Raw genomic sequence first — 20,397 nt, forward strand, 5'->3', positions numbered from 1 at the left:
AATGAAATTTGACTTTTTATATTCCCGGATATGTAAAATTTAGTGTCTATTTTTGTAGACAAACCTTCAATTACATTTTTAAAGTATCTTATCATCTTGAAAAACAAAAACCATATTATCAAACAATTTGAACTTTCGCCTCTTGCAAAGGCAGGAATTATTATTGTTAATATGGAAGATCAGGATGTTGAAGAACACGATATCTCGAAGCCACACAGGGACAATCATTGCCAATTGATGTTCGCTGTAAAAGGAACATTTCGATTGAATATTGATTTCAAAAATGTTGAATTTACTGCGCCTGCCTTAATTTGTATCTTTCCTGAACAGGTACATCATATTATAGCAGTAGAAAATCCGAAAGGATGGATGATTAGTTTTGATCCTGCGCTGGTGAGTAAAGAGGTATTACAGCTTTTAGAAAATAAAATTAGTAATCCTTTTTTGCTTCAGGCAGAATCTAAATTTGGGGAACAGCTTCATATTCTGATGGATTTAATTGAAAAAGTACAATTAGAAAACACAAATCCTTATATTCAAAAAAGTATTCATTCCTTATTACATGCACTTTTAAGTCTAATAGCGGGCGAAATAGTTGCTGCTGCAGCGATTGATAAAACAAAGGAAAACAGAAGTATTATCATTAAGGAATCTTTCATAAACTTAACAAAAGAGCATTTCAAAACCTGGAAACAGCCCGCTCAATATGCATCGGCACTTTCTATTTCGGTGGCACATTTAAATGATACTGTAAAATCATTAACCGGAAGTCCAGTGTCTGTACATATTCAGGAAGCCTCTATTATGGAAGCCAAAAGATTGCTGTATTTTACAGATAACAGCGTAAAGGAAATTGCTTATGAGGTGGGTTATGACGAAGCTGTTTACTTTGGAAAACTATTTAAAAAAGTAACCAGCCTCACTCCTCTTGAATTTCGGAAAAAATTCCGTGATTAGAACTATCCTTCCCTTCTTTCAAACTACATTAAAACCTCCTACTGCCACTAGTTTTGCATTGTAATTAATACTTTAATTGATATGCAAAACGAAATTAATATTCCCATCATACTCGATGCAGTACGAAAAGTGGGGAACGTCTTTTTAAAAGACTATAAGCAAAATACTATTCCGCAAACTATGGATGCGCTTTTGAAACAATTAGAATATATCGACACTTTGTGCCTGAGTTCTTTAAAAGAAGATCTATCTGCAGAATTCCCTAATACGCCCTGGCATATTGGCGATGAGTTTGATACCAATTCGCAAAGAAAACCGGCCGAAGATCAGGAATACTGGCTTTGCGACGCCATGGATGGCGCTATTCAGTATCTTCAGCATATTGCAGGATGGACAATCAATCTGGCGCTAATTCGGGATGGAAAACCTTTCTTTTCTGTAATTTTTGATCCTTTAGCCAATGAAATGTTTTGGGCAAAAGATAGTGAAGGCGCTTTTATGAATGGCAAATTACTGGAACTTAGCCATAAAACAGATCCGGCTATTATGCTTACTGTTTTTGAATATGGTCATCAGGATAAATCAGATAATGATTTAAACGAAAAAATTGGCGCTACCATAACAAAACTTATCCGCAATTATGGAATAGTTAGAAATTATGGACCACACGGATTGCAATTGGCTTATGTTGGCGCAGGAAGAATTGATTTATTTGTTCAGGAAGATCTTGATACTTATAATTGGATTGCCGGATTACTTATTGCGAAAGAAGCTGGTGCCGAAATCCTGACAACAGCCGGAAGTGCATGGAAATGGGGAAGCGAAAGTATATTGGTCGCACCGAAAAATACTGCTGAAAAATATCTACAAATTAAATCCAAAAACTAAAATGAACATAGCAATCATAGGAGCCGGAGCCGGAATTGGACTGCTATCTGTAGCGCAAGCGCTCAAAAAGGGACATACCGTAACAGCCTTGTCAACAAACACGAATCAGATCCCGAATCATCCCAATCTCATCAAAATAAATGGCAGCGCTACATCACCCGTAGATTTAAAAAATGCCATAAAAGGTTCTGATGCTGTACTTATTACCGTTGGAACAAAAAATAAAAAAGCAACTACTCTATTTTCTGATATCGCAAGTACTTTGATAAAGGTTACCAATGATCTAAATTTCTCTTCACCCATTTTAGTAATAACAGGTTTTGGAGCCGGGGAAAGTAAAAAATACTTAAGCTTTTTTATGAAAACGGTGATTTCTTTATTCCTGAAAGACCAATATATCAATAAAACAAAAATGGAAGAAATAATCACAAACAGTTCCCTAAAATGGGAAATCATAAGGCCCGGAATCCTTACTAATCATGATGCAGCTTTGGCTTATAAAGCCATAAGCGGAATTCAGAAAGGAATGAAAGTAGGCAAGATTTCAAGAGCCGATGTTGCTGACTACTTAATCAATGAGGCCGAAAACACCAAAAGGCTTTATCAATATGTTGCGTTGACGAATTAATAGAAAAAGTAACAGCTTATGGCTGTTACTTTTTTTTGTTTTATTATGTATCAGTTTCGCTGCTATTTAAAATCCTTACTATTTTAAATAATCTAAAGGCGTCGCCAATACAATATCCCTACTTTCTAATAAAGGCACAATCTGTCCCAAAACAATCTCCTGAAAATAGGATGAATTTCGATGTGTTGTTACAGCAGCCTCACTTGTATATCCTTCAAATAATAGTACCGTATTTAAATCTGAATTACTTTGATGAATGGTATAAAACAGATTTTCTTTTTCCTGAACGCTTTCGTCATGTACTGTTTTTAGTAAATTTAAAACGTTTTCAATCTGACCTTCTTTAACTTTCCACGTTGCAAAAACATGAACTGGACTTTGATTTTCCATTTTTATATTTTTTTAATTTAATATGTTTTTAAATTCAAGAAATAGTAGCCTTCATCTTGTCATCCCAAGGAACGAGGAAACGAGCGACAGCGAACCGGCAAAGCAATCTCCGTTAGTAACTCGACAAAGATTGGCAATATTCTGGACGGCATTTCTTGTGTGATTTCTCGTTCCTCGAAATGACAAGATTATGGTTATTAGCTTATGATTATATTACTTTTTAGATTCTAAAATAACAATCATCTTTTCTGCCACTCCTTTTGCAGAAGCCGGATTTTGTCCTGTAACCAAATTACCATCGGCAATACTGTGCGCAGACCAATTTGCGGCAGCGTGAAATTTTGCTCCCTGTTTGGTTAGTGCGGTTTCTAATAAAAAAGGCACATCTGCAATAGCGTAACCTCTTTCTTCTTCATCTGTAAAAGAGGTAATGTTTTTACCGTTTACCAGATAAGTTCCGTTACTTAGTTTTACATTCAATAATGAAACCGGACCGTGACACACAGCTCCTACAACTGCATTTCGTTCGTAGGTTTCTTTGATAACTTTTTTCAGCAATTCGTTTTCCGGCATATCGACCATCGGTGCTAGTCCGCCTGGTACAAAAACAGCATCGTATTTAGTGACATCTACAGTCGATAGTTTAACGGCTTTTTGCATTGTTTCCCAACCTTTTCCTGTTAGAAATGCCAGATTTGCAGTATCATTTGCTAAACTAAGAGCATCTAGATAAGGCGTATCTCCGGTTAAGCTCGCAAAATCGATCTGGTAATTTGCTTTTTCGAATTCTGCATAAGGATGCGCTACTTCAGGAAGAAATGTTCCTGTTCTTCTGTTGCTTGGTCCAATGGCATTGGCATTGGATACAATAATTAAAATTTTCTTGCTCATTTTTGTTTCGTTTTTAGAAGTTGTGTTTTGTTTTACTGCTTTGTTCTCTTTTTGATTTTGTGCATAAGAAGAAAATAAGGCAAGTGCTGCTGTTAGGATCATCAATTTTTTCATGGCTATAATTTTTTAGGTTGTTATGAATTATTTATAGGGCAAATTTATGCCAGCTCTACTCCTCAATACGAGGAGCAAAGTCACAAAAAAAGTGTGACGAGAATCACACTTTGAGTTAAACAGGTATATTATTTATTGCCGGAGTAAAGCCTGCTGAGGGTTTCGCGGCTTACCCCGAGATATTCTGCAATATATTTTTTGGGGATTTTTTGCATGAGATTGGGATACAGCTCTGCAAATTCTTTGTATCGCTGCTGCGGATTATTAGATAGTAATGAAATCACTCTTTGCTGAAGCGCAATAAAACCTTTGGTAAGCTTTATTCTAAAAAAGTGTTCCATTTTGTGTAGCGTAACCGAGAGTTGTTCCCTGCCCTCAAGTGTCAGGCACAAAACTTCTCCGGGTTCCATACAAACCACATACATATTGGCTTGTTTTTGATTGAAGTAGGCGATGTAATCAGACATCCACCAATTTTCTGTAGCAAATTGCACGATGTGTTCTTTGCCATCTTCATCCAGATAAAAAACCCTGAAAATTCCGCTCATAATGATGTATTCATATTTTGCATCATCGCCTTGCTGAATAAGATATTGATTTTTTAATACTCTTCTTATTGTAAAAAAGGGTTTGATAGATTCAAACTCCTCGTCAGTAACAGGTATTATTTCTTCAATATGTTTTCTCAGCTTTTCCATAGTTTGTTTTACTTTTTCAAAGATAGAAGATTAGTTTTTAATTTTAGATTGCTAATTTAATTTAACCGCGATCCCGATAGCTATCGGGAGCAAGGATTTTTTATTGGAGTGAAATAATCTCGCAAAGGCGCTAAGTTTTTTTTAGCTTTGTCTTCTTATTTAGTGCTTACTTTCCATAAGATAAAAATTATCAGGAAAGGTAAACTTTGCGTCTTTGCGAGATTAAAAAAGTCTAACTTATTCCGCTAATTGACTGACCTGAATGTTTCCGATCAGTTTAACATCTTCACCTAATCCAAGGCCTCCGGAATCTGTCATTTTGTTCCATGTCATTCTAAATTCTTTTCGATTCACTATCCCAATTACTTCAAAGCCGTGTTTTATATTGCCTTGTCCATCTTTTTCAGTTCCGCCGTATTCTACCTTTAAATCAATTGGTTTAGTTACACCTTTCAAGGTTAGATTTCCAATCATTTTATAATCATTACCTCCGGTGTTTACAAACGATGTAGACTCAAAAGTAATTTTCGGGTAAGTATCCGCATCAAAAAAGTCTCCGTTTTGTAAATGATCATCACGTTGCGGCTGATTGGTATCGATGCTTTTTACGTCGATGGTGATTGCTACTTTTGCATTGCTAAAATCTGTACCATCAGTAATTATATTTCCTTCAAATTTTCTGAATGAACCTGTTACAGTAGAAATAACTAAGTGTTTAATTTTAAAGAAAACTTCGGAGTGCAATGGGTCTATTACCCAAGTGGTTTTGTTTGTCATAATTCTTTTTTTACTATTTATTATCAGGACAAAATTATCTATATTTGCTATACAAAATATAGTAGTTACCTTTTAGTAAGTAGTTACCTTCGCGTAAGTGCATGTTTTTAAAATCTAATAATTATGAGTCAAAAAGATGATGTTTGCCAATATCGATTGCTGGTTGCAAGGGATGCTTTAGAAGTAATTCAGGGAAAATGGCGTTTGCCAATTATTATTTCATTAACTCATGGCAACAAACGCTTTGGAGAAATACAAAGAGATATTGCTGATATTTCACCCAAAATGCTGTCGCAGGAACTAAAAGCTTTAGAAACAAATAAAATTATTACACGTACGCTTTATGACAGTATGCCGGTAACGGTAGAATATTCGCTTACGCCTTTGGGTTTGACAATGAGGAAATTATTAGACGAAATCCTAAACTGGGGCGTTATTTTTAGAAAAGAAATTTTAGAAAAATAATATTGTAACTCATAGGTTATATTACTTTTAACACATAGAAACATAGATTTTAGACCTTCAAAAAAGGCGTTTCACTTATTTTAAATGCACATAACTTGCTATGTAAAAAATGTATTTCTTTTTTGTCTTTTCAGATAAAAAATCTATGTTTCTATGTGCTTTTTTTTGAATTATAGTCCTGTAACAAAACTCTTAAAAAATATTTCACATTTAAATAATTTTGTAATCACATAATTTACAGATAATTATAAAAATATAATTAAATTTGAAAGACAAAAAAATCAATCACTATTTACTTCTTTAGATGTAATTTAATTTTGAGAACGTCATTACTTAATCTAGATTAACGGATAGGTCTTTACATCCTATATAAATTTGTACAAGAAATCTAAGTCAAAATAAAAAGATCAAAAACTTAGATTGAATTAAAATATATTAATCTAAAACCAAAATAAGATGAGTACAATTACAGTTAAAGACGGAACAGAAATTTATTACAAGGATTGGGGAACAGGACAACCAATAGTTTTTCATCACGGATGGCCTTTATCTGCTGATGATTGGGATGCACAAATGATGTTTTTCCTGAAACAGGGATATCGCGTTATTGCACATGACAGACGCGGACACGGGCGTTCCGGTCAGAGTTCAGAAGGAAATAATATGGAAACTTATGCAGCAGATGTAGCTGAATTGACTGCCGCTCTGGATTTAAAAGATGCAATTCATATTGGGCACTCTACAGGTGGCGGAGAAGTAATACGCTACGCAGCAAAATACGGAAAAGCCCGTGTTGCCAAAGCAATTATCATTAGTGCCGTAACGCCAATAATGATAAAAAATGAAGCAAATCCTGATGGTGTTCCACTGTCTGTTTTTGATGAAATAAGAGAAGGTACCGGATTCAACAGAGCGCAATATTTTTATGACTTCCCTATTCCGTTTTACGGATGGAACCGCGAAGGAAAAACTGTTCAGGAAGGAATAAAACACAATTGGTGGCGTCAGGGAATGATGGGTTCTGTACTGGCTCATTATGAAGGAATAAAAGCATTTTCTGAATCGGATTTTACAGAAGATCTTAAAAGTTTAGATATTCCGGTTCTTGTTTTGCACGGGGAAGATGACCAAATTGTACCTTACAATCAAGCACCTAAAGCTGCAAAATTATTAAAAAACGGAAAACTGATTTCGTATCCGGGATTCCCTCATGGCATGCCAACAACAGAAGCAGATACTATTAATAAAGACATTTTAGAATTTTTGAAAGCGTAAGGAATTACGAACTGCTTTTATAAAAAAAACCTCCAAAGTCATTTGATTTTGGAGGTTTCTATTTTTGTAAGGATATAATAACTTATTTTTTATCAAACCATAGTTTGCTGGTAAGCAAATCTTTTCCCTGACCCGCTACTGCAGCGTTATAATTATCACCGTTTAATGATTGCTCTGTACCAGGATAGAAAAAACGCGAAGGAATTTTTCCGTCTAAAACAGTAGCCGGACCCGCTTTCAATACCGGATAATCCAGTCTTCTCCATTCTGCAAAAGCATCAAGACCCTGACCGTAGAATGCAATCCATTTTTGCGTACCTATAGATTTTGCATAGTTTGTTGCATCGTACTTTACAATTGGCTGGTTAAGGTAATTAGCAATAACCGTTGCATCTGTAATACTAAACTGATTTAAAGATGCCGTGATTGCATTTCTATACAATTGTTCTGCATCTCCTGCAATATAACCACGGGCTACTGCTTCAGAAAGGTTAAACAATGTTTCAGAATAAGAAGCGATGACAGCCGGAGATGTCGACGTCAGGAAATAAGTACCTGGTTTTGATGTTTTAGCAAACCCCTGATCATTAGCATCACTGTTTGACAAACCATTGCCACCTCCTACATATTTACCTACAGTTTGATCTGATGGCAATTGAGCAAAAACTGGTAAACGCGGATCTGCTAACTCATATAACTTGTCAACCATAGTTTTTGAAATACGGAAATCATCTCTCGTTTCAAACCAAGCCGAAGCCGGATTTTGCTGTGGTGAACTGATGTAGGTAAACTTGAAAGTATCGCTATTACTGCTAAGTACTCCAGCAACATCTGTTGTAGCATCGATAGCAGCTTGTTTTGCTAAAGCAGGTTCCTGGTCTGAAATTCTCAACGCTATACGCAAACGAAGTGAGTTTACAAACTTTTTCCATTTTGTGATGTCTCCTTTATAAACTAAATCCCCTGTTACTGCACCATTTGATGTACCTAACAAAGACTGAGCTTTTTTCAGATCTTCAAGTAATCCTGCATATACATCCCACTGAGGATCATATGATGGAGTTATTTTTTGTCCTGCTTCTTTATAAGGAATGCTTCCGTAAGCATCTGTCAGCAATAAAAATGTCCATGAACGCAATGTAAGCGCAATTCCTTTATAATTTGAATTGGCCTGATCTGCCGGGAAATTAATTATCGTGTTCAAATCTGTAATTAAGGTCGCATAACCTGTATTCCACAATGAGGTGAAAGAAGTATTAGACACATCGTATCTGTCCGGTTCAGTATATTGAATTTTAGCCCAATGCTGAACAAATAACAAAGACGAGTTAAAGTTATTATCAGCACCCCAATATAGGTCAGCGCCCTGTTTTAATGTTCCTGTTAACAGGTAAGGAGCTAATGGAGTTTCTGTTGCATTTGGATTTTTATTGACATCATCCAGAGTGTCGCTACAAGAGACCAATGTCAATGCAAATAGCGTTATATATGATAGTTTTTTTAGCATGATTTCGTTTTTTTAAAATTTAAGATTAACATTAAGGCTAAAACTTCTGGTAGTTGGCAAAGATAAACTCTCCAATCCTTGTCCGTTTCCGGTATTAAAAGCCGTTTCAGGATCGATATTTGGTGCATCTTTGTAGATAAAAAACAAGTTACGACCAGTAGCAGTGATACTTGCAGCCTGGAAACCAAGTTTCTTGATAAATTTTCTATCAAAATTGTAACTAAGTTTTACTTCTCTTAATTTTACAAAAGTCGAACTGTAGATATAAGCTTCACTAATGTTATATGATGCTTTGTAATATTCCTGCGCACTTAAAACCTGAGTATTAGGAGTTCCGTCATCGTATACTCCTTTAAAGATCATACCATCATCATATACTATTGCACCTGCAGGAGCAGTTGCACCAGCTGGCAATAAGGTTTTTACTTTTCCTGCACCTGTAGTTACTTCATAGTAATTTAATCCCCCATTTGCTGCATCACGCCCCGGAAGCGTTTGAGCTAATACACCTGTATAAGTACCTGTTCTGTTCGTTCCTGAAAAAATTTCTCCACCTACATTCGCATCAACAAGGAACGAAAATTCAAAATTCTTGTACGATAAAGTGTTTGTGATACCACCTAAATAGTCCGGAGTATAATGTCCTAATACTTTCTTTTGCGGATCAGCTTTTGGTAATCCGTTCGCACCTACAACTATATTTCCGTTTGCATCACGTAGATAAGCTGTTCCGTAAAGCGCCCCATAAGCTTGTCCTACAGAAGCCAGTACATCAACACCACCTGAACTTGCAATGGTATAGTTTTTAATCAGTCTGTCATAGTCAAGAACCTCTACTTTACTTGTATTCTTTGCATAATTCACACCTACATTCCATTTAAAATCCTCTGTTTGAACAGGCGTTCCATCCAATTGAATTTCAATACCACGGTTGTTTATTTTACCTGCATTGATTAATTGTGAATCATAACCGCTCGCTGTAGTTGTTTTTATTTCCAGAATCTGGTCGAAACTGTTCGTGTTATAGTAAGCAAAATCAAAATGCAATCTGTTTTTCCAGAAAGAAGATTCTAAACCTAATTCAGTAGAACGGGTTGTTTCCGGTTTCAGGTTCTCGTTAAGTTTCTTTTTAGAAGAAGTCTGAATTGGATTTCCGTCAAATGCAGCCTGAAAATTATAAACTGTATTCAATTGATACGGATCTGCATCGTTACCTACTTCAGACCAGCCTCCACGTAATTTTAAGAAATCAAGAGTATTGCTTTTCAAATTCAAAGCATCAGATACTACTAAACTTCCACTAACAGAAGGATAAAAATAAGAACGATTACTGCTTGGTAATGTCGATGACCAATCATTACGTCCTGTTACGTTCAAAAACGCATAATTTTTATATCCTAATTGTGCCGATGCATATACACTGTATACTTTTAATTCTGAGAATACATTCGATGACGTTAAAGGATCGCGCGAATTAGTCAATGTGTATAAATCAGGTACGGCAAGACGAGGTGCTTTTTGATAATTGTTTGCATCGCTATGATTACGTTCATTGAATCCGGCAAGAGCATCTATACTAAAATCATCGTTTATTTTTTTAACATATTGAAAAATACCTTCTGTATTTCTTTCATCTACAGTGTAAGCATCTTCAGCATACGAACCAAAAGGAGTTCCGTTTGTACCATATTTAATCTGGTATTTTCTGCGATCATTATAATAATCAACGGCAGTACGGAATCTAAAAGTAAGCCCGTCGATAATTTTTGCTTCTAAATGGATATCTCCTATAAAACGGTTACGTTGTTGGCTTGTAGTATTGTAATATGCATTCCAATAAGGATTACTATAGTAACTGTTATTCCAGTTAACATCTCTGTTATTACGCAATTCATCAGTATCTACCTGACGTCCGAACCAAAGAAACTGAAGCATTACACCCGCTGCACGGTTACCTGTTGGTCCACCCGGCAAAGTTGGCGCAGTTGTCACGATATAATTCGCCGTTACCCCTACTTTTATGTTTTTAGATAATTGGTAATTAGTGTTAACCGTAAAGTTAGTTTTGTTTATTTCACTATTAGGCACTGTTCCTAATTGTTTTTGATTATTTACTCCCAAACGAAAATCTGATTTATCATCTGATTTTGCAATAGAGATACTATTATCGTAAGTAAGTCCTGTATTAAAGAAGTTTTTCACGTTATCCGGATGCGCCACAAAAGGAACCGCTACACCTTTAGAATAAAACTGAGGAATAAGACGTCCGTCTAGTTTAGGCCCCCAACTTTCATCAACTCCATCGTTCACTCCGCCACCTTTACCATCTACATAGCTAAACTTTCCGTTTGATCCCTGTCCAAATGAGTTTTGAAAACTTGGTAAAGTAGCCACCTGAGAAATGGTTATACCAGAACTAACAGTGATACCAAGTCCTTGCTGACTTCTGCCTGATTTTGTTGTAATAAGTACCACACCATGCGCAGCACGTGATCCGTAAAGAGCTGCAGCATTTGGTCCTTTTAGTACTGTTAATGTTTCAATATCGTTAGGATTCAAATCAGAAACTGCATTTCTAAAATCACGAGAAGCCGCAGCTCCCCCAGCAGAGTTCAACTGCGAGTTATCTACCGGAATACCATCAACCACAAATAACGGTTGGTTATTTCCTGAAATTGAAGTTTCTCCACGAATAATAATACGTGACGATCCCATATCTCCCTGAGAATTCGTGATACGTACACCGGCTAATTTACCGCTAAGACTATTTAAAAAATTCGTTTCTTTTGTATCTGATAATTCCTTGCCTTTAAGTGCCTGAGTGGTATATCCTAAAGATTTCTTTTCTTTTGTAATACCTAATGCAGTTACCACTACTTCAGACAACGCATTTTGTTCCTGCTCGATACTAACAGTAACCGGATTGGCAGTAACTACTACTTCGGTTTTTTTGTATCCTAAATAACTTACGATTAGTGTGTAAGGAAGTTTTTGTCCTGTTTGGAAATAAAATTTTCCATCAAAATCTGTTACAGCTCCGTGTGTAGTACCTTTAATGTTTATCGAAGCGCCTATCACTGGTTCTTTTGTAACAGCATCAACTACGATTCCTTCAAGTTTAGATTGAATTAACGGCTTGGTCTCTTGTGCTTTAACCCCTATGGAAATCAACAAAATGCATAAATATGCATATCTATTTAATTTTTTTTTCATTACTTTGTTTTAGTTTAATAAATAAGAAAGTCAAGGACAGATTTACTCCACTCCTGCTTCCTTATAGAGATGTACAATTTCTTTAAGCTTCACCATTTCTGCTGCAACAGAAATGGTCTTTTTTTTTCAGCTATGCATTCGTCTTTTCATTTTTATTTTTTTTTGATTACTATTATTTGTGTGAGACTTATAAGATTTTAGTGCAGAAATTAAACTCTGATATTTCTAAGAAAACTACGTAAATTACTGTTAAAGCCTTATTTTACTATAAATTCTACTAAATCGATAGAACAAAGGTAAATTAAAAATATTAGTTCCAAAATTTTAACCGAATTTTTTGAAAAAAAAATGTTAATTAAATTGAGTATCATTTTTAAAGCGCTAAAAACAAAACAGTTAAACGGTTTAGTCTTTTTTATTGCGTGTAGGAATTTTTCTAAAACAGATAGCATCAAAATTGAAAAAGTAACTTTTCTAATGATTATTACCAGAGGTTCTTACTACCTGAAAAAGTGTTAAAAAAAGTTTTTATATGATGAAAAATCCAATCTAAAATGAAATAAAACTACAGACACTAAAGAACTATGCTTAAAAGAAGCATAACAATAATTTTAAGAAAGAGAAAAGCGTCTTTATCGAAAGAAGTAAAATAGAAACTAATGATCCTGAAACTTAATTAAGTATTTGTATTGCCAGGGATAATTAGTTACAAAGAAATGAACCAGCATAAATAAAGAAACTGGTTTTTAGGCAAAAAAAAAGTTTATACTTTTCAGTATAAACTTTTTTTTGCTCTAAAATTATAAATTACATTTCGTTCAATTCATTGAACTCGTGTAAAGATTTTAATGTGTTTTCGTAAAATAAGATTGCCGCAACAAGATTTCCTTTGTCTGAGTATGGCATCATTTTTCTTTGAAACTCTACTGTAGTATCCAGGAAAGTTGTAGTACCAAGTGCCTGGTTTTCTAATATTTTTTTATGAACTCCATCGTCTGGAATACCTAAATCGGCCATAGTAACACCTGGCTTAGTAACCAAAGCGATGTAAGGTAGGGTTTTTACTAAAACTTTAATACGCTCGATGTATAGTTCCAGAAGTTCTCCCTTTTGCATACCGCTTAATTCTTTCTGATCATGGTATTTACGGATTAAGGCTGTTGTGCTAATAATACTTCTTGGGGCGTTTTTTGCCTGTGCAGAAATTGCACCGGTTGTCAAGAAGAAAAGTACGCATAGTAATAAAGTAATTTTTCTCTTCATTGTATAAATGTAATTGGTTGTTGATAAAAACAAAAATATATAAATTAACTTAAAATACAACTTTATTAATTTCTTTTTTTATTTAATAGTTGTAATTTCTTACTATATCGATCTCTATTCTAACTATTTAATTATTTTTTGTGAGATGCTGAAATTTTAGCCTTATTGCTGTTAATTTTTATGACTTGATTATTCTAAAACGTCCCGGATATTTAATCCAGATACTTTTTTTGTTGCCATAATAATCCATGAATTCTTCGCACACAAAAACTGCATGCACCTTTGACCATGCCACAACACCGCAAAATTCACTGCCTGATTGTCGCTTTAGCTTTTGTATTTGTTTGCCCAGTTTAAATCCTAAATATTTATAGATGGTTGGGGTATAAACTGCACCATCTTCTAAATCTTCTAATGCCCTGTCAAAAGTAGCTTCCTTATCAATTATCTGTTTGTATTTTGCCATTACTGCATAAGTCAATACAGCGTAATCTGTTATTTTTTCGCTCTCGCAATTGTCTTTGATAAATATAAAACCCGCAGATATTTTGGCTTTATTTATTTCGTCACTATTCAGCTCAAATGAGGCATCGTTTTTTAGCGTTATCCTTTGTAAATTATCGTTTATTTTTTCGGTTACAAAAAGATTGTCTAATCCATAAACATTCAAAGAAGCCTTGATAAAAGCAATTGATGAACAGTTGGTGCGTTCTCCTTGTTTAAAGCTTTCAAATATTTGATCTGAACTCAATTGTGCATAAGAAGCAGAACAAATAAAAATGAAAAATAAAAATGTTGAAGTAACTAATTTCATTGTCTTTAGATTTTATAATTGTTTCCCCAATGTTTTTTTGGCGAATATATAGATTTACAAATCTATAAAAAATCAACTCATAGTTGTTTTTTGATTCTTAACTTTTATCAAAAATTATAATGATTGTTTTTTACGGTTAGCATTCGATACTAATTTCAATAAAAAAAATAATCAAAAATTAAAGAAAATATTTAAATCCGTATCTTACTAGTTATCAACACAATCAGGTGTAATTGAGTTTCTCTACCACATAAAGTGATAATTTGCAGCGTTTGTTTCTTGTTTCATTTTCTATATTTGTGATTATTTAAATTAAATCTAAATAAGAAATGATAAAAATATCCCCCTTACTTTTCATGCTATTTATGATAAGTTCGATTTCTGCACAGCAAGTTTCCAAAACAAATACAACTACTACAAAAGATCAAAACATCAAAAGCCAGGATACAATCTTACCGGATCATTCGGGCACTGATAATGAATTAAAAGAAATAGTAGTTTCTGCATCCAGACAGCCGGAAATTTTAAACGAAGTCCCTTCATCGGTTACTACATTATCTAAAAAACAATTACAGCAACAACTTAATATAAGTTCTAATCTTAGCGATATCTTGGGCGCATCTGTACCTGGTCTGGGTTTTTCGACTAACAGAACTCAAAATTTAGGTCAGACTTTACGAGGCCGACGCGTGTTGGTTATGATCGACGGAATTCCTCAATCGACACCGCTTAGAGATGGTGCCAAAGATATGCGATCTCTTGATCCTACTGTTTTAGACCGTGTAGAAGTAATTAAGGGAGCAACCGCAATTTATGGTAATGGCGCAGATGGCGGTTTGATAAATTATATTACCAAAAAAGCAAATGTTGACAAAGCAATAAGTGGATCTACAGAGGCGGGAACTAATTTCTCTCTTGTAAAACCTAAACGAACAGCGGGTTTCTTTGTATCTCAGTTATTTACCGGAAAAGTAAATAAGATCGATTATGTGGTAAGCGGACGTTATGAAGAAACAGGATTGTATCGCGACGCCAAAGGACGCGTACTTTCTCCGGAATACGGAATGAATGATCTTAGAAACTGGAATGCTTACGCAAAAATTGGTTACGATATCAATACAAACAATCGTATAGAGTTAATGTACAATTATTTTAATAGTACGCAGCGTACTGATTATATTGCAAAAGCGGGAGTTTATGGTAATTTTGATTCGCCAACTACGGGAATAAAAGGACAACGCCCGGGAGTTCCTGAAGGAACACCTTATAACCATAACGCCAGTTTGAGTTATACCGGCAAAAATTTAATTGGAAATACTGATGTTAATGCTACGCTTTACTTTCAGGATTACCTTACGCTAATTAACTACAGTGACTTTTTTGAAAATAACGGACAACCGGCTACACAAAGTAAGAAGCTTGGTTTTCGTTTAAATTTGAACACGCCATACGAATTTAGTTCTCTGATATCAGGTAATATAACATACGGATTGGATATTCTTTCGGATATAACAGATACACATCTTACTGATGGAAGATTAGTAATTCCTGAAATGAATATGACGAATTTAGCGCCTTATTTTCAGCTTAAAAATATGTTTGGACCAAATCTGGTCTTAAAAACGGGTTTAAGACTCGAAAATGTAAATATCGATGTTCCGGATTATACAACTATTGGTATTCGTAATTATGTAAACGGAACTTACGTAGGCGGCGGCATTGCTGTAAATGGCGGAGCTCTTGATTTTAATGCGCTAATGTTCAATGCCGGATTGCGTTATACAAAATGGTCTTTGTTTAAACCTTTTGTAAGTTTCTCCCAGAGTTTTAGCGTTGCCGATTTAGGTTTGGTACTTCGTGCTGCCAAAGAAAATACGGTAAACAATACTTCGATAAAAGCAGTTACGGCCAATAATTACGAATTTGGATTTTCAGGAGCTTTAGATAAGCTTTCTTATGAAGGTGCTGTGTATTACAGTACTTCTAAACTAGGGGCTTCTTACGTTTACATTGACGGTAATCCACAGATTTCACGTTCGCCTGAAAAAATTTATGGTTTTGAAGTATCAGCAAAATACCGTCTTCATTCTAAAATCGATATTGGAGCAAATTATTCTTTTACAGAAGGGAAACGTGAACTTACAGACAAAAAAGTATATTTAGGAGGTGACCGAATCAATCCGCCAAAACTAACCGCTTATACCGTTTTTAGACCTTTAGAAAACTGGTCGGTTTTCCTGCAAATGATCAATACATCAGGCAGGGATAAATTCGAACCTGTAAATGGTGCTTATACTTACGGAACAGGGCCTATAAAATCTTTTACGGCTTTTAATCTTTCTTCGAGTTATACTTTCAAAGAAAAAAGCACCATTCGTTTAGGAGTCGAAAACTTATTCAACAAAGACTATTATTCTGTTATTTCGCAATGGCAGTCTAATAGTATGAATTATGTAAAAGAAAACGGGACACGCCTGACCATCAGCTTTGCGCAGGCGTTCTAATTTTCACCATTATAAGGAATCAAAAAAAGTCCTCAGTAAATATAGATTTACCGAGGACTTTTTATTTCGAACTAAACAAGTTCATTTTGTACGACCAATAAAAAGTTTTTACTTTTTAGCCAACCCAATCATCATTTTTCAATACCTAAACTACTATTTATCTTTTCGTTCAATTCTGTTCTTGCCTTTAAAACAAAAGTAATTGCGATACTAATTACAACACATAAGGAGATAAACAAGATTGCTAAAGTGATAAGCAGGCCTTTTAGTATTTTATAAAAATCCATTGTACTAAAGCAAACGAAGAGACAATCCTGCCTGAATCTGATGACTGTTTGCCTTTGCGCCAAAGTCACTCACATCAGAAAATCCCCAAACATATCTTGCATAAATCGTCACCGGTCTTATATTGACCTCGGCTCCGGCAACAAAGGCAAAATCAGTTTTTTTGAATAGTTTTTTACTATTATTTAAAACTGTTTCATTACCACTGGCCAGAAAACTAAACTGCGGACCCGCTACAACAGTAATTAATCCTTCACTGTTTAAACGCAGCAATACAGGCACACTTATATAGTTTAGCGTTTTGTCTTTTTTGAAAGCATTATTAAAAATATCTTTATAATTATCTATTATTTTGGTATTCGTCTGATTGAATAATACTTCTCCCTGAAGCCCTACAAAATCCGTAAAATTGTAGTAAGCCAAACCACCCAGCTGATAACCCAGCTCAAAATCACTATCAAAGTTTTTACCATCGAGTTTATTCATATTTACACCGCCTTTCACGCCAACATGTATCTGGCTATAACCCAATATTGACATGAATAAAGCTGTGGCTATAATAAAATTTTTCATTTTTTAATATCTTTTTAATTTAAAATAATACGATCCCGTACTACTGTTTTGTGTAGAAACGGCAGATCTAAAAAAACTGCCGTTTCTTAAATTATTTCTTCGTGTAATTTGAATATTCTGTAATCGTTTTTATATTAGTGGCCTGTCCTATAAATTTAGCTTCCATATTAAGGTTTTCATTTACAGGAACATATTGTCTTGCCTCATCGTTCCACTTGTATTTCACTACAATATCAAATTTATCTGCAGTAAGAATATTCACTTTTACCGGCTTTTCGTTTAGCGTTTGTATTTGCTCCATCTTTTTGGTTTTAAGATTGATGGTCATATAAAATCTACAATCTTTTACAAAAGCATTTTCTTTGGTAAGAGAAGCCGTCTCAACCTTATAACTAATGACCAATTGATCCGGTGTTTCTTTCTCAATTTTATAACTTGTATCATCTGTAGGCGGCGTTGACGAAGCTTTACTCTGATTTTTTCTAAAAGAATTTGTTGCCGACTTAGAAGGCGATTTTCCGTCTATAGAAACCACAGTCCATTGTTCAACTCCGGCATTAGAAGGATCGAATTTTGCAATTGTTACGGCTTCGCTGGCGCTCGTGATTATCGTTTGTTTAAAATCAAAAGCAAAATTATCAGGTCGTTTTGTTTTCTCGGGATTAAGGACGCTGGAATCAATTCCGTATTTAAAAAAGGCATCTAATACCTTTGATTTTTGTGCAGAAGCCATAGAAGTAAAAAGCACCATAAAAAGAAGCATTAAGGCATTCATGCTATAATTTCGTAAACGAGAATTCGATTTTATCGTTTTGAAATCTTCTCGTGTCATTACCATTGTTTTTTTCATTTTTTTAAAGATTATTTGTTATAATTATGGTGCAAAAATATTGTCGGTTTGTCTTTTCAAGGGAATTTATTAGGTGAAGTGACGAATCTGTCCAGTGAATCGTCGATTTGGGTTATTGAACCAAAATGCAAGTACTCTTTTTATCGAAAATCCCTTATATACAGTACATTTAGATAACATAAAATAAAGCACAGGCACTCAAAAAAATTTCTTATTTGATCGAAAACTCCCTCAAAATTCTTTTATTTGCACACTCAAAAAGGAATCAGACAACTTTTGATCTCCTGTAAAAACAAATCCCTTGCATCATACCGAAGAAATAACCGATCCTGTCAAAAAGAGCTACCAAAAGAGTCTGCTCCTGATCACGTTTTTATTCTTGGGCTCTTACGCAACCCTCTTTATTTTATTTCCATTTTCGTATTGGCGGGATTATTTTAACTTACCCGCTCATTTGATGCTTCTGGATATACTAACTAATATTATTTTCTGCACTATAATATTGATTGTCAGTCTTTTTATTGACAGGGTTTTAAACAAGAAAATATCATGGATGGTAAATCCTGTAAAACGCCTAATCATTCAAATTATATTTCAAAGCTTTGGAGCATTATTAATCATTATTTCTTTAAGCACCATTTATTATAATTATGGCGATTATTTAACGGTTACTCCACCGGTCAAAGTAGGTGTGCGGGAAGCATTATATACCATTATTTCGATCATATTATGGGCTCTAATGGTAAGCGCGTTAAATACAGGCGATTTTTTGCTGAAAAACTGGAAGAATGCTACTATAAAAGCGGCAGAATATAAAGTAAAAGCAGCCGAGAGTAAACAAATAGCAGCCGAAATCGAACTGCAAGCCCTTAAATTACAGCTTGATCCGCATTTTGTTTTTAATAACCTAAGCGTACTTTCGGAATTGATACTAAAAGATCAGCAGTTAGGACATGAATACACCGAAAATTTTGCAAAAGTCTATAGGTATTTACTAATTAATTCCCGAAAGAAACTGGTTGCGTTACAGGAAGAACTGCAGTTTCTGGAAGCCTATCTTTTTCTTATTCAGAACCGTATGGGCGATGGCTGTACTTTTGATATTAACATTGATAAATCGAAATTAAGCATGCAGATCCCGCCCATTACATTGCAGCTTTTTATCGAAAATGCCCTGAAACACAATCGTACCGAAGAAGAAAATCCGTTGCAGGTTAAAATTTATTCTAATGACAATGAGGAGATCGTAGTATCGAACACTATTTTACCGCTCATAAAAAAAGCACCTTCAACAGGAATCGGATTAAAAAATATTATCAATCGTTATGCTTTATTAAGCGACCGAAAAGTTTCTATCGAAGAAAATAAGGAGACTTTTACCATAAAAGTACCACTCATTAAATGAATACAATAAAAAAAATATTAATCCTTGAGGATGAAAAACTCAACTCGGAAAGAATTAAACGTTTGATTCTTAAAATAAAACCCGATGCCGAAATTGTAGGGGTTTTAGCGAGTGTTAAAAATACCGTTTCCTGGTTATCCGAAAACCAATCTCCCGATCTCATCCTTATGGATGTGCAATTGGCAGACGGACTGAGTTTTGAAATTTTTAATCTCGCAACTGTCACCTGCCCTATTATATTTACTACAGCGTATGACGAATATGCCATTAAGGCTTTTAAATACAATAGTGTAGACTATTTACTAAAACCAATTGAAAAAACCGAACTCGAAGCGGCTATACTAAAATTAGAAAATAATTTAAAACAATCTGTCAAACCCAATTCTCAGATTGAAGAACTAATCGCGTATATGCAGCCCAAAGAATACAGGAACCGTTTTCTTATACCGTACAGAGATGGGTATCGAAAAATTGATGTAGAGGATATTGCCTGTTTTTACTCGAACCTGAATATTAATTATGCCTATTTATTTAATGGCGAAGAAGTTGTCGTACCGCATACCCTCGAAGCTCTCGAACAGGAACTAAATCCTAAAAGTTTTTTCAGGGCGAATCGTCAGTATATTATACATATAAATTCTATCGAAAAAATCGATAACTATTTTAATGGCAAATTGAAACTAAAAATCAAACATAGTAAGGACGAAGCTGTGATTGTTAGCAGGACAAAAGCGTCCTTTTTGAAATTATGGCTCGATTATTAATTTTTTTTTCTTTCAAAGTAAACCGTTGAATAAAAATCAATACATTTGTCGCTCATCAATAAGAAAAATGAAAAACTTAATTAACATCACTATTATTAGTATTATTAGTATTATTATCATTCGATAATGATCAGGG

General features: G+C 34.6%; 18 protein-coding genes. 8 read left to right on the plus strand and 10 right to left on the minus strand.

Annotated features, from left to right (window positions below):
• Positions 1-96: 96 nt before the first annotated feature.
• From IRZ78_RS01435 to IRZ78_RS01445, 3 genes are all read left to right on the plus strand, one after another.
• On the plus strand, positions 97-957 hold the full coding sequence (locus IRZ78_RS01435) for a helix-turn-helix transcriptional regulator (protein WP_194614824.1): 861 nt from the start codon (positions 97-99) through the stop codon (positions 955-957).
• A gap of 81 nt (positions 958-1,038) precedes the next feature.
• Positions 1,039-1,845, plus strand: a complete 807-nt coding sequence (locus tag IRZ78_RS01440) for an inositol monophosphatase family protein (RefSeq protein WP_194614825.1) — start codon at positions 1,039-1,041, stop codon at positions 1,843-1,845.
• A 1-nt stretch (position 1,846) separates the two neighbouring features.
• Entirely contained in the window at positions 1,847-2,473 is a 627-nt protein-coding gene (locus IRZ78_RS01445; protein ID WP_194614826.1) for an NAD(P)-binding oxidoreductase, read from the plus strand.
• Between the two features lie 78 nt (positions 2,474-2,551).
• Here IRZ78_RS01445 and IRZ78_RS01450 read toward each other — a convergent pair whose 3' ends face one another.
• The 4 genes from IRZ78_RS01450 to IRZ78_RS01465 form a co-directional block, all read right to left on the minus strand.
• A complete protein-coding gene (locus IRZ78_RS01450; protein ID WP_194614827.1) occupies positions 2,552-2,863 on the minus strand; it encodes a putative quinol monooxygenase in 312 nt (103 codons plus the stop codon).
• 213 nt (positions 2,864-3,076) lie between these two features.
• On the minus strand, positions 3,077-3,868 hold the full coding sequence (locus IRZ78_RS01455; protein ID WP_228520318.1) for a type 1 glutamine amidotransferase domain-containing protein: 792 nt from the start codon (positions 3,866-3,868) through the stop codon (positions 3,077-3,079).
• Positions 3,869-3,996: 128 nt separating this feature from the next.
• A complete protein-coding gene (locus tag IRZ78_RS01460; RefSeq protein ID WP_194614828.1) occupies positions 3,997-4,566 on the minus strand; it encodes a Crp/Fnr family transcriptional regulator in 570 nt (189 codons plus the stop codon).
• 237 nt (positions 4,567-4,803) lie between these two features.
• On the minus strand, positions 4,804-5,343 hold the full coding sequence (locus IRZ78_RS01465) for a YceI family protein (protein WP_194614829.1): 540 nt from the start codon (positions 5,341-5,343) through the stop codon (positions 4,804-4,806).
• Positions 5,344-5,466: 123 nt separating this feature from the next.
• Here IRZ78_RS01465 and IRZ78_RS01470 point away from each other — a divergent pair, with 123 nt between their 5' ends.
• Complete coding sequence (locus IRZ78_RS01470) at positions 5,467-5,808, plus strand: helix-turn-helix domain-containing protein (RefSeq protein ID WP_194614830.1); 342 nt, start codon at positions 5,467-5,469, stop codon at positions 5,806-5,808.
• A gap of 456 nt (positions 5,809-6,264) precedes the next feature.
• A complete protein-coding gene (locus IRZ78_RS01475; protein ID WP_194614831.1) occupies positions 6,265-7,083 on the plus strand; it encodes an alpha/beta hydrolase in 819 nt (272 codons plus the stop codon).
• Between the two features lie 82 nt (positions 7,084-7,165).
• Here the strand turns inward: IRZ78_RS01475 and IRZ78_RS01480 are convergent, their stop codons facing one another.
• The 4 genes from IRZ78_RS01480 to IRZ78_RS01495 all read right to left on the minus strand — a co-directional run bounded on the left by IRZ78_RS01480 (position 7,166) and on the right by IRZ78_RS01495 (position 13,880).
• On the minus strand, positions 7,166-8,590 hold the full coding sequence (locus IRZ78_RS01480; protein WP_194614832.1) for a SusD/RagB family nutrient-binding outer membrane lipoprotein: 1,425 nt from the start codon (positions 8,588-8,590) through the stop codon (positions 7,166-7,168).
• Between the two features lie 12 nt (positions 8,591-8,602).
• Complete coding sequence (locus IRZ78_RS01485) at positions 8,603-11,803, minus strand: SusC/RagA family TonB-linked outer membrane protein (RefSeq protein WP_194614833.1); 3,201 nt, start codon at positions 11,801-11,803, stop codon at positions 8,603-8,605.
• 807 nt (positions 11,804-12,610) lie between these two features.
• Positions 12,611-13,066 carry a hypothetical protein gene (locus IRZ78_RS01490; protein ID WP_065449857.1) on the minus strand — a complete coding sequence of 152 codons (456 nt, stop codon included), beginning with the start codon at positions 13,064-13,066 and terminating at the stop codon, positions 12,611-12,613.
• A gap of 178 nt (positions 13,067-13,244) precedes the next feature.
• Positions 13,245-13,880, minus strand: a complete 636-nt coding sequence (locus IRZ78_RS01495; protein ID WP_194614834.1) for a hypothetical protein — start codon at positions 13,878-13,880, stop codon at positions 13,245-13,247.
• 329 nt (positions 13,881-14,209) lie between these two features.
• Here IRZ78_RS01495 and IRZ78_RS01500 point away from each other — a divergent pair, with 329 nt between their 5' ends.
• Positions 14,210-16,384 carry a TonB-dependent receptor gene (locus IRZ78_RS01500; protein ID WP_194614835.1) on the plus strand — a complete coding sequence of 725 codons (2,175 nt, stop codon included), beginning with the start codon at positions 14,210-14,212 and terminating at the stop codon, positions 16,382-16,384.
• A 291-nt stretch (positions 16,385-16,675) separates the two neighbouring features.
• Here IRZ78_RS01500 and IRZ78_RS01505 read toward each other — a convergent pair whose 3' ends face one another.
• Both IRZ78_RS01505 and IRZ78_RS01510 read right to left on the minus strand, forming a co-directional pair.
• The gene (locus IRZ78_RS01505) at positions 16,676-17,242 is read right to left on the minus strand and encodes a porin family protein (protein WP_194614836.1); all 567 of its coding nucleotides are present in this window, start codon (positions 17,240-17,242) and stop codon (positions 16,676-16,678) included.
• Between the two features lie 91 nt (positions 17,243-17,333).
• Entirely contained in the window at positions 17,334-18,092 is a 759-nt protein-coding gene (locus tag IRZ78_RS01510; protein WP_194614837.1) for a hypothetical protein, read from the minus strand.
• Between the two features lie 301 nt (positions 18,093-18,393).
• Here IRZ78_RS01510 and IRZ78_RS01515 point away from each other — a divergent pair, with 301 nt between their 5' ends.
• The gene (locus IRZ78_RS01515) at positions 18,394-19,497 is read left to right on the plus strand and encodes a histidine kinase (protein WP_194614838.1); all 1,104 of its coding nucleotides are present in this window, start codon (positions 18,394-18,396) and stop codon (positions 19,495-19,497) included.
• On the plus strand, positions 19,494-20,261 hold the full coding sequence (locus IRZ78_RS01520) for a LytTR family DNA-binding domain-containing protein (protein WP_194614839.1): 768 nt from the start codon (positions 19,494-19,496) through the stop codon (positions 20,259-20,261). Before IRZ78_RS01515 ends, IRZ78_RS01520 begins: the two co-directional genes overlap by 4 nt.
• The last annotated feature ends 136 nt before the right edge of the window (positions 20,262-20,397 follow it).

This window comes from Flavobacterium sp. CSZ (assembly GCF_015350725.1).
In the GTDB taxonomy this organism is placed as follows: Bacteria; Bacteroidota; Bacteroidia; order Flavobacteriales; family Flavobacteriaceae; genus Flavobacterium.

Bases quoted from the DNA above. Each gene is read 5' to 3' on its own strand.
- IRZ78_RS01465 (WP_194614829.1), bottom strand. From the start codon at position 5,343: ATGACAAACAAAACCACTTGGGTAATAGACCCATTGCACTCCGAAGTT.
- IRZ78_RS01500 (WP_194614835.1), top strand. From the start codon at position 14,210: ATGATAAAAATATCCCCCTTACTTTTCATGCTATTTATGATAAGTTCG.
- IRZ78_RS01495 (WP_194614834.1), bottom strand. From the start codon at position 13,880: ATGAAATTAGTTACTTCAACATTTTTATTTTTCATTTTTATTTGTTCT.
- IRZ78_RS01475 (WP_194614831.1), top strand. From the start codon at position 6,265: ATGAGTACAATTACAGTTAAAGACGGAACAGAAATTTATTACAAGGAT.
- IRZ78_RS01485 (WP_194614833.1), bottom strand. From the start codon at position 11,803: ATGAAAAAAAAATTAAATAGATATGCATATTTATGCATTTTGTTGATT.
- IRZ78_RS01490 (WP_065449857.1), bottom strand. From the start codon at position 13,066: ATGAAGAGAAAAATTACTTTATTACTATGCGTACTTTTCTTCTTGACA.
- IRZ78_RS01480 (WP_194614832.1), bottom strand. From the start codon at position 8,590: ATGCTAAAAAAACTATCATATATAACGCTATTTGCATTGACATTGGTC.
- IRZ78_RS01450 (WP_194614827.1), bottom strand. From the start codon at position 2,863: ATGGAAAATCAAAGTCCAGTTCATGTTTTTGCAACGTGGAAAGTTAAA.
- IRZ78_RS01505 (WP_194614836.1), bottom strand. From the start codon at position 17,242: ATGAAAAATTTTATTATAGCCACAGCTTTATTCATGTCAATATTGGGT.
- IRZ78_RS01510 (WP_194614837.1), bottom strand. From the start codon at position 18,092: ATGAAAAAAACAATGGTAATGACACGAGAAGATTTCAAAACGATAAAA.
- IRZ78_RS01470 (WP_194614830.1), top strand. From the start codon at position 5,467: ATGAGTCAAAAAGATGATGTTTGCCAATATCGATTGCTGGTTGCAAGG.
- IRZ78_RS01460 (WP_194614828.1), bottom strand. From the start codon at position 4,566: ATGGAAAAGCTGAGAAAACATATTGAAGAAATAATACCTGTTACTGAC.
- IRZ78_RS01520 (WP_194614839.1), top strand. From the start codon at position 19,494: ATGAATACAATAAAAAAAATATTAATCCTTGAGGATGAAAAACTCAAC.
- IRZ78_RS01445 (WP_194614826.1), top strand. From the start codon at position 1,847: ATGAACATAGCAATCATAGGAGCCGGAGCCGGAATTGGACTGCTATCT.
- IRZ78_RS01440 (WP_194614825.1), top strand. From the start codon at position 1,039: ATGCAAAACGAAATTAATATTCCCATCATACTCGATGCAGTACGAAAA.
- IRZ78_RS01455 (WP_228520318.1), bottom strand. From the start codon at position 3,868: ATGAAAAAATTGATGATCCTAACAGCAGCACTTGCCTTATTTTCTTCT.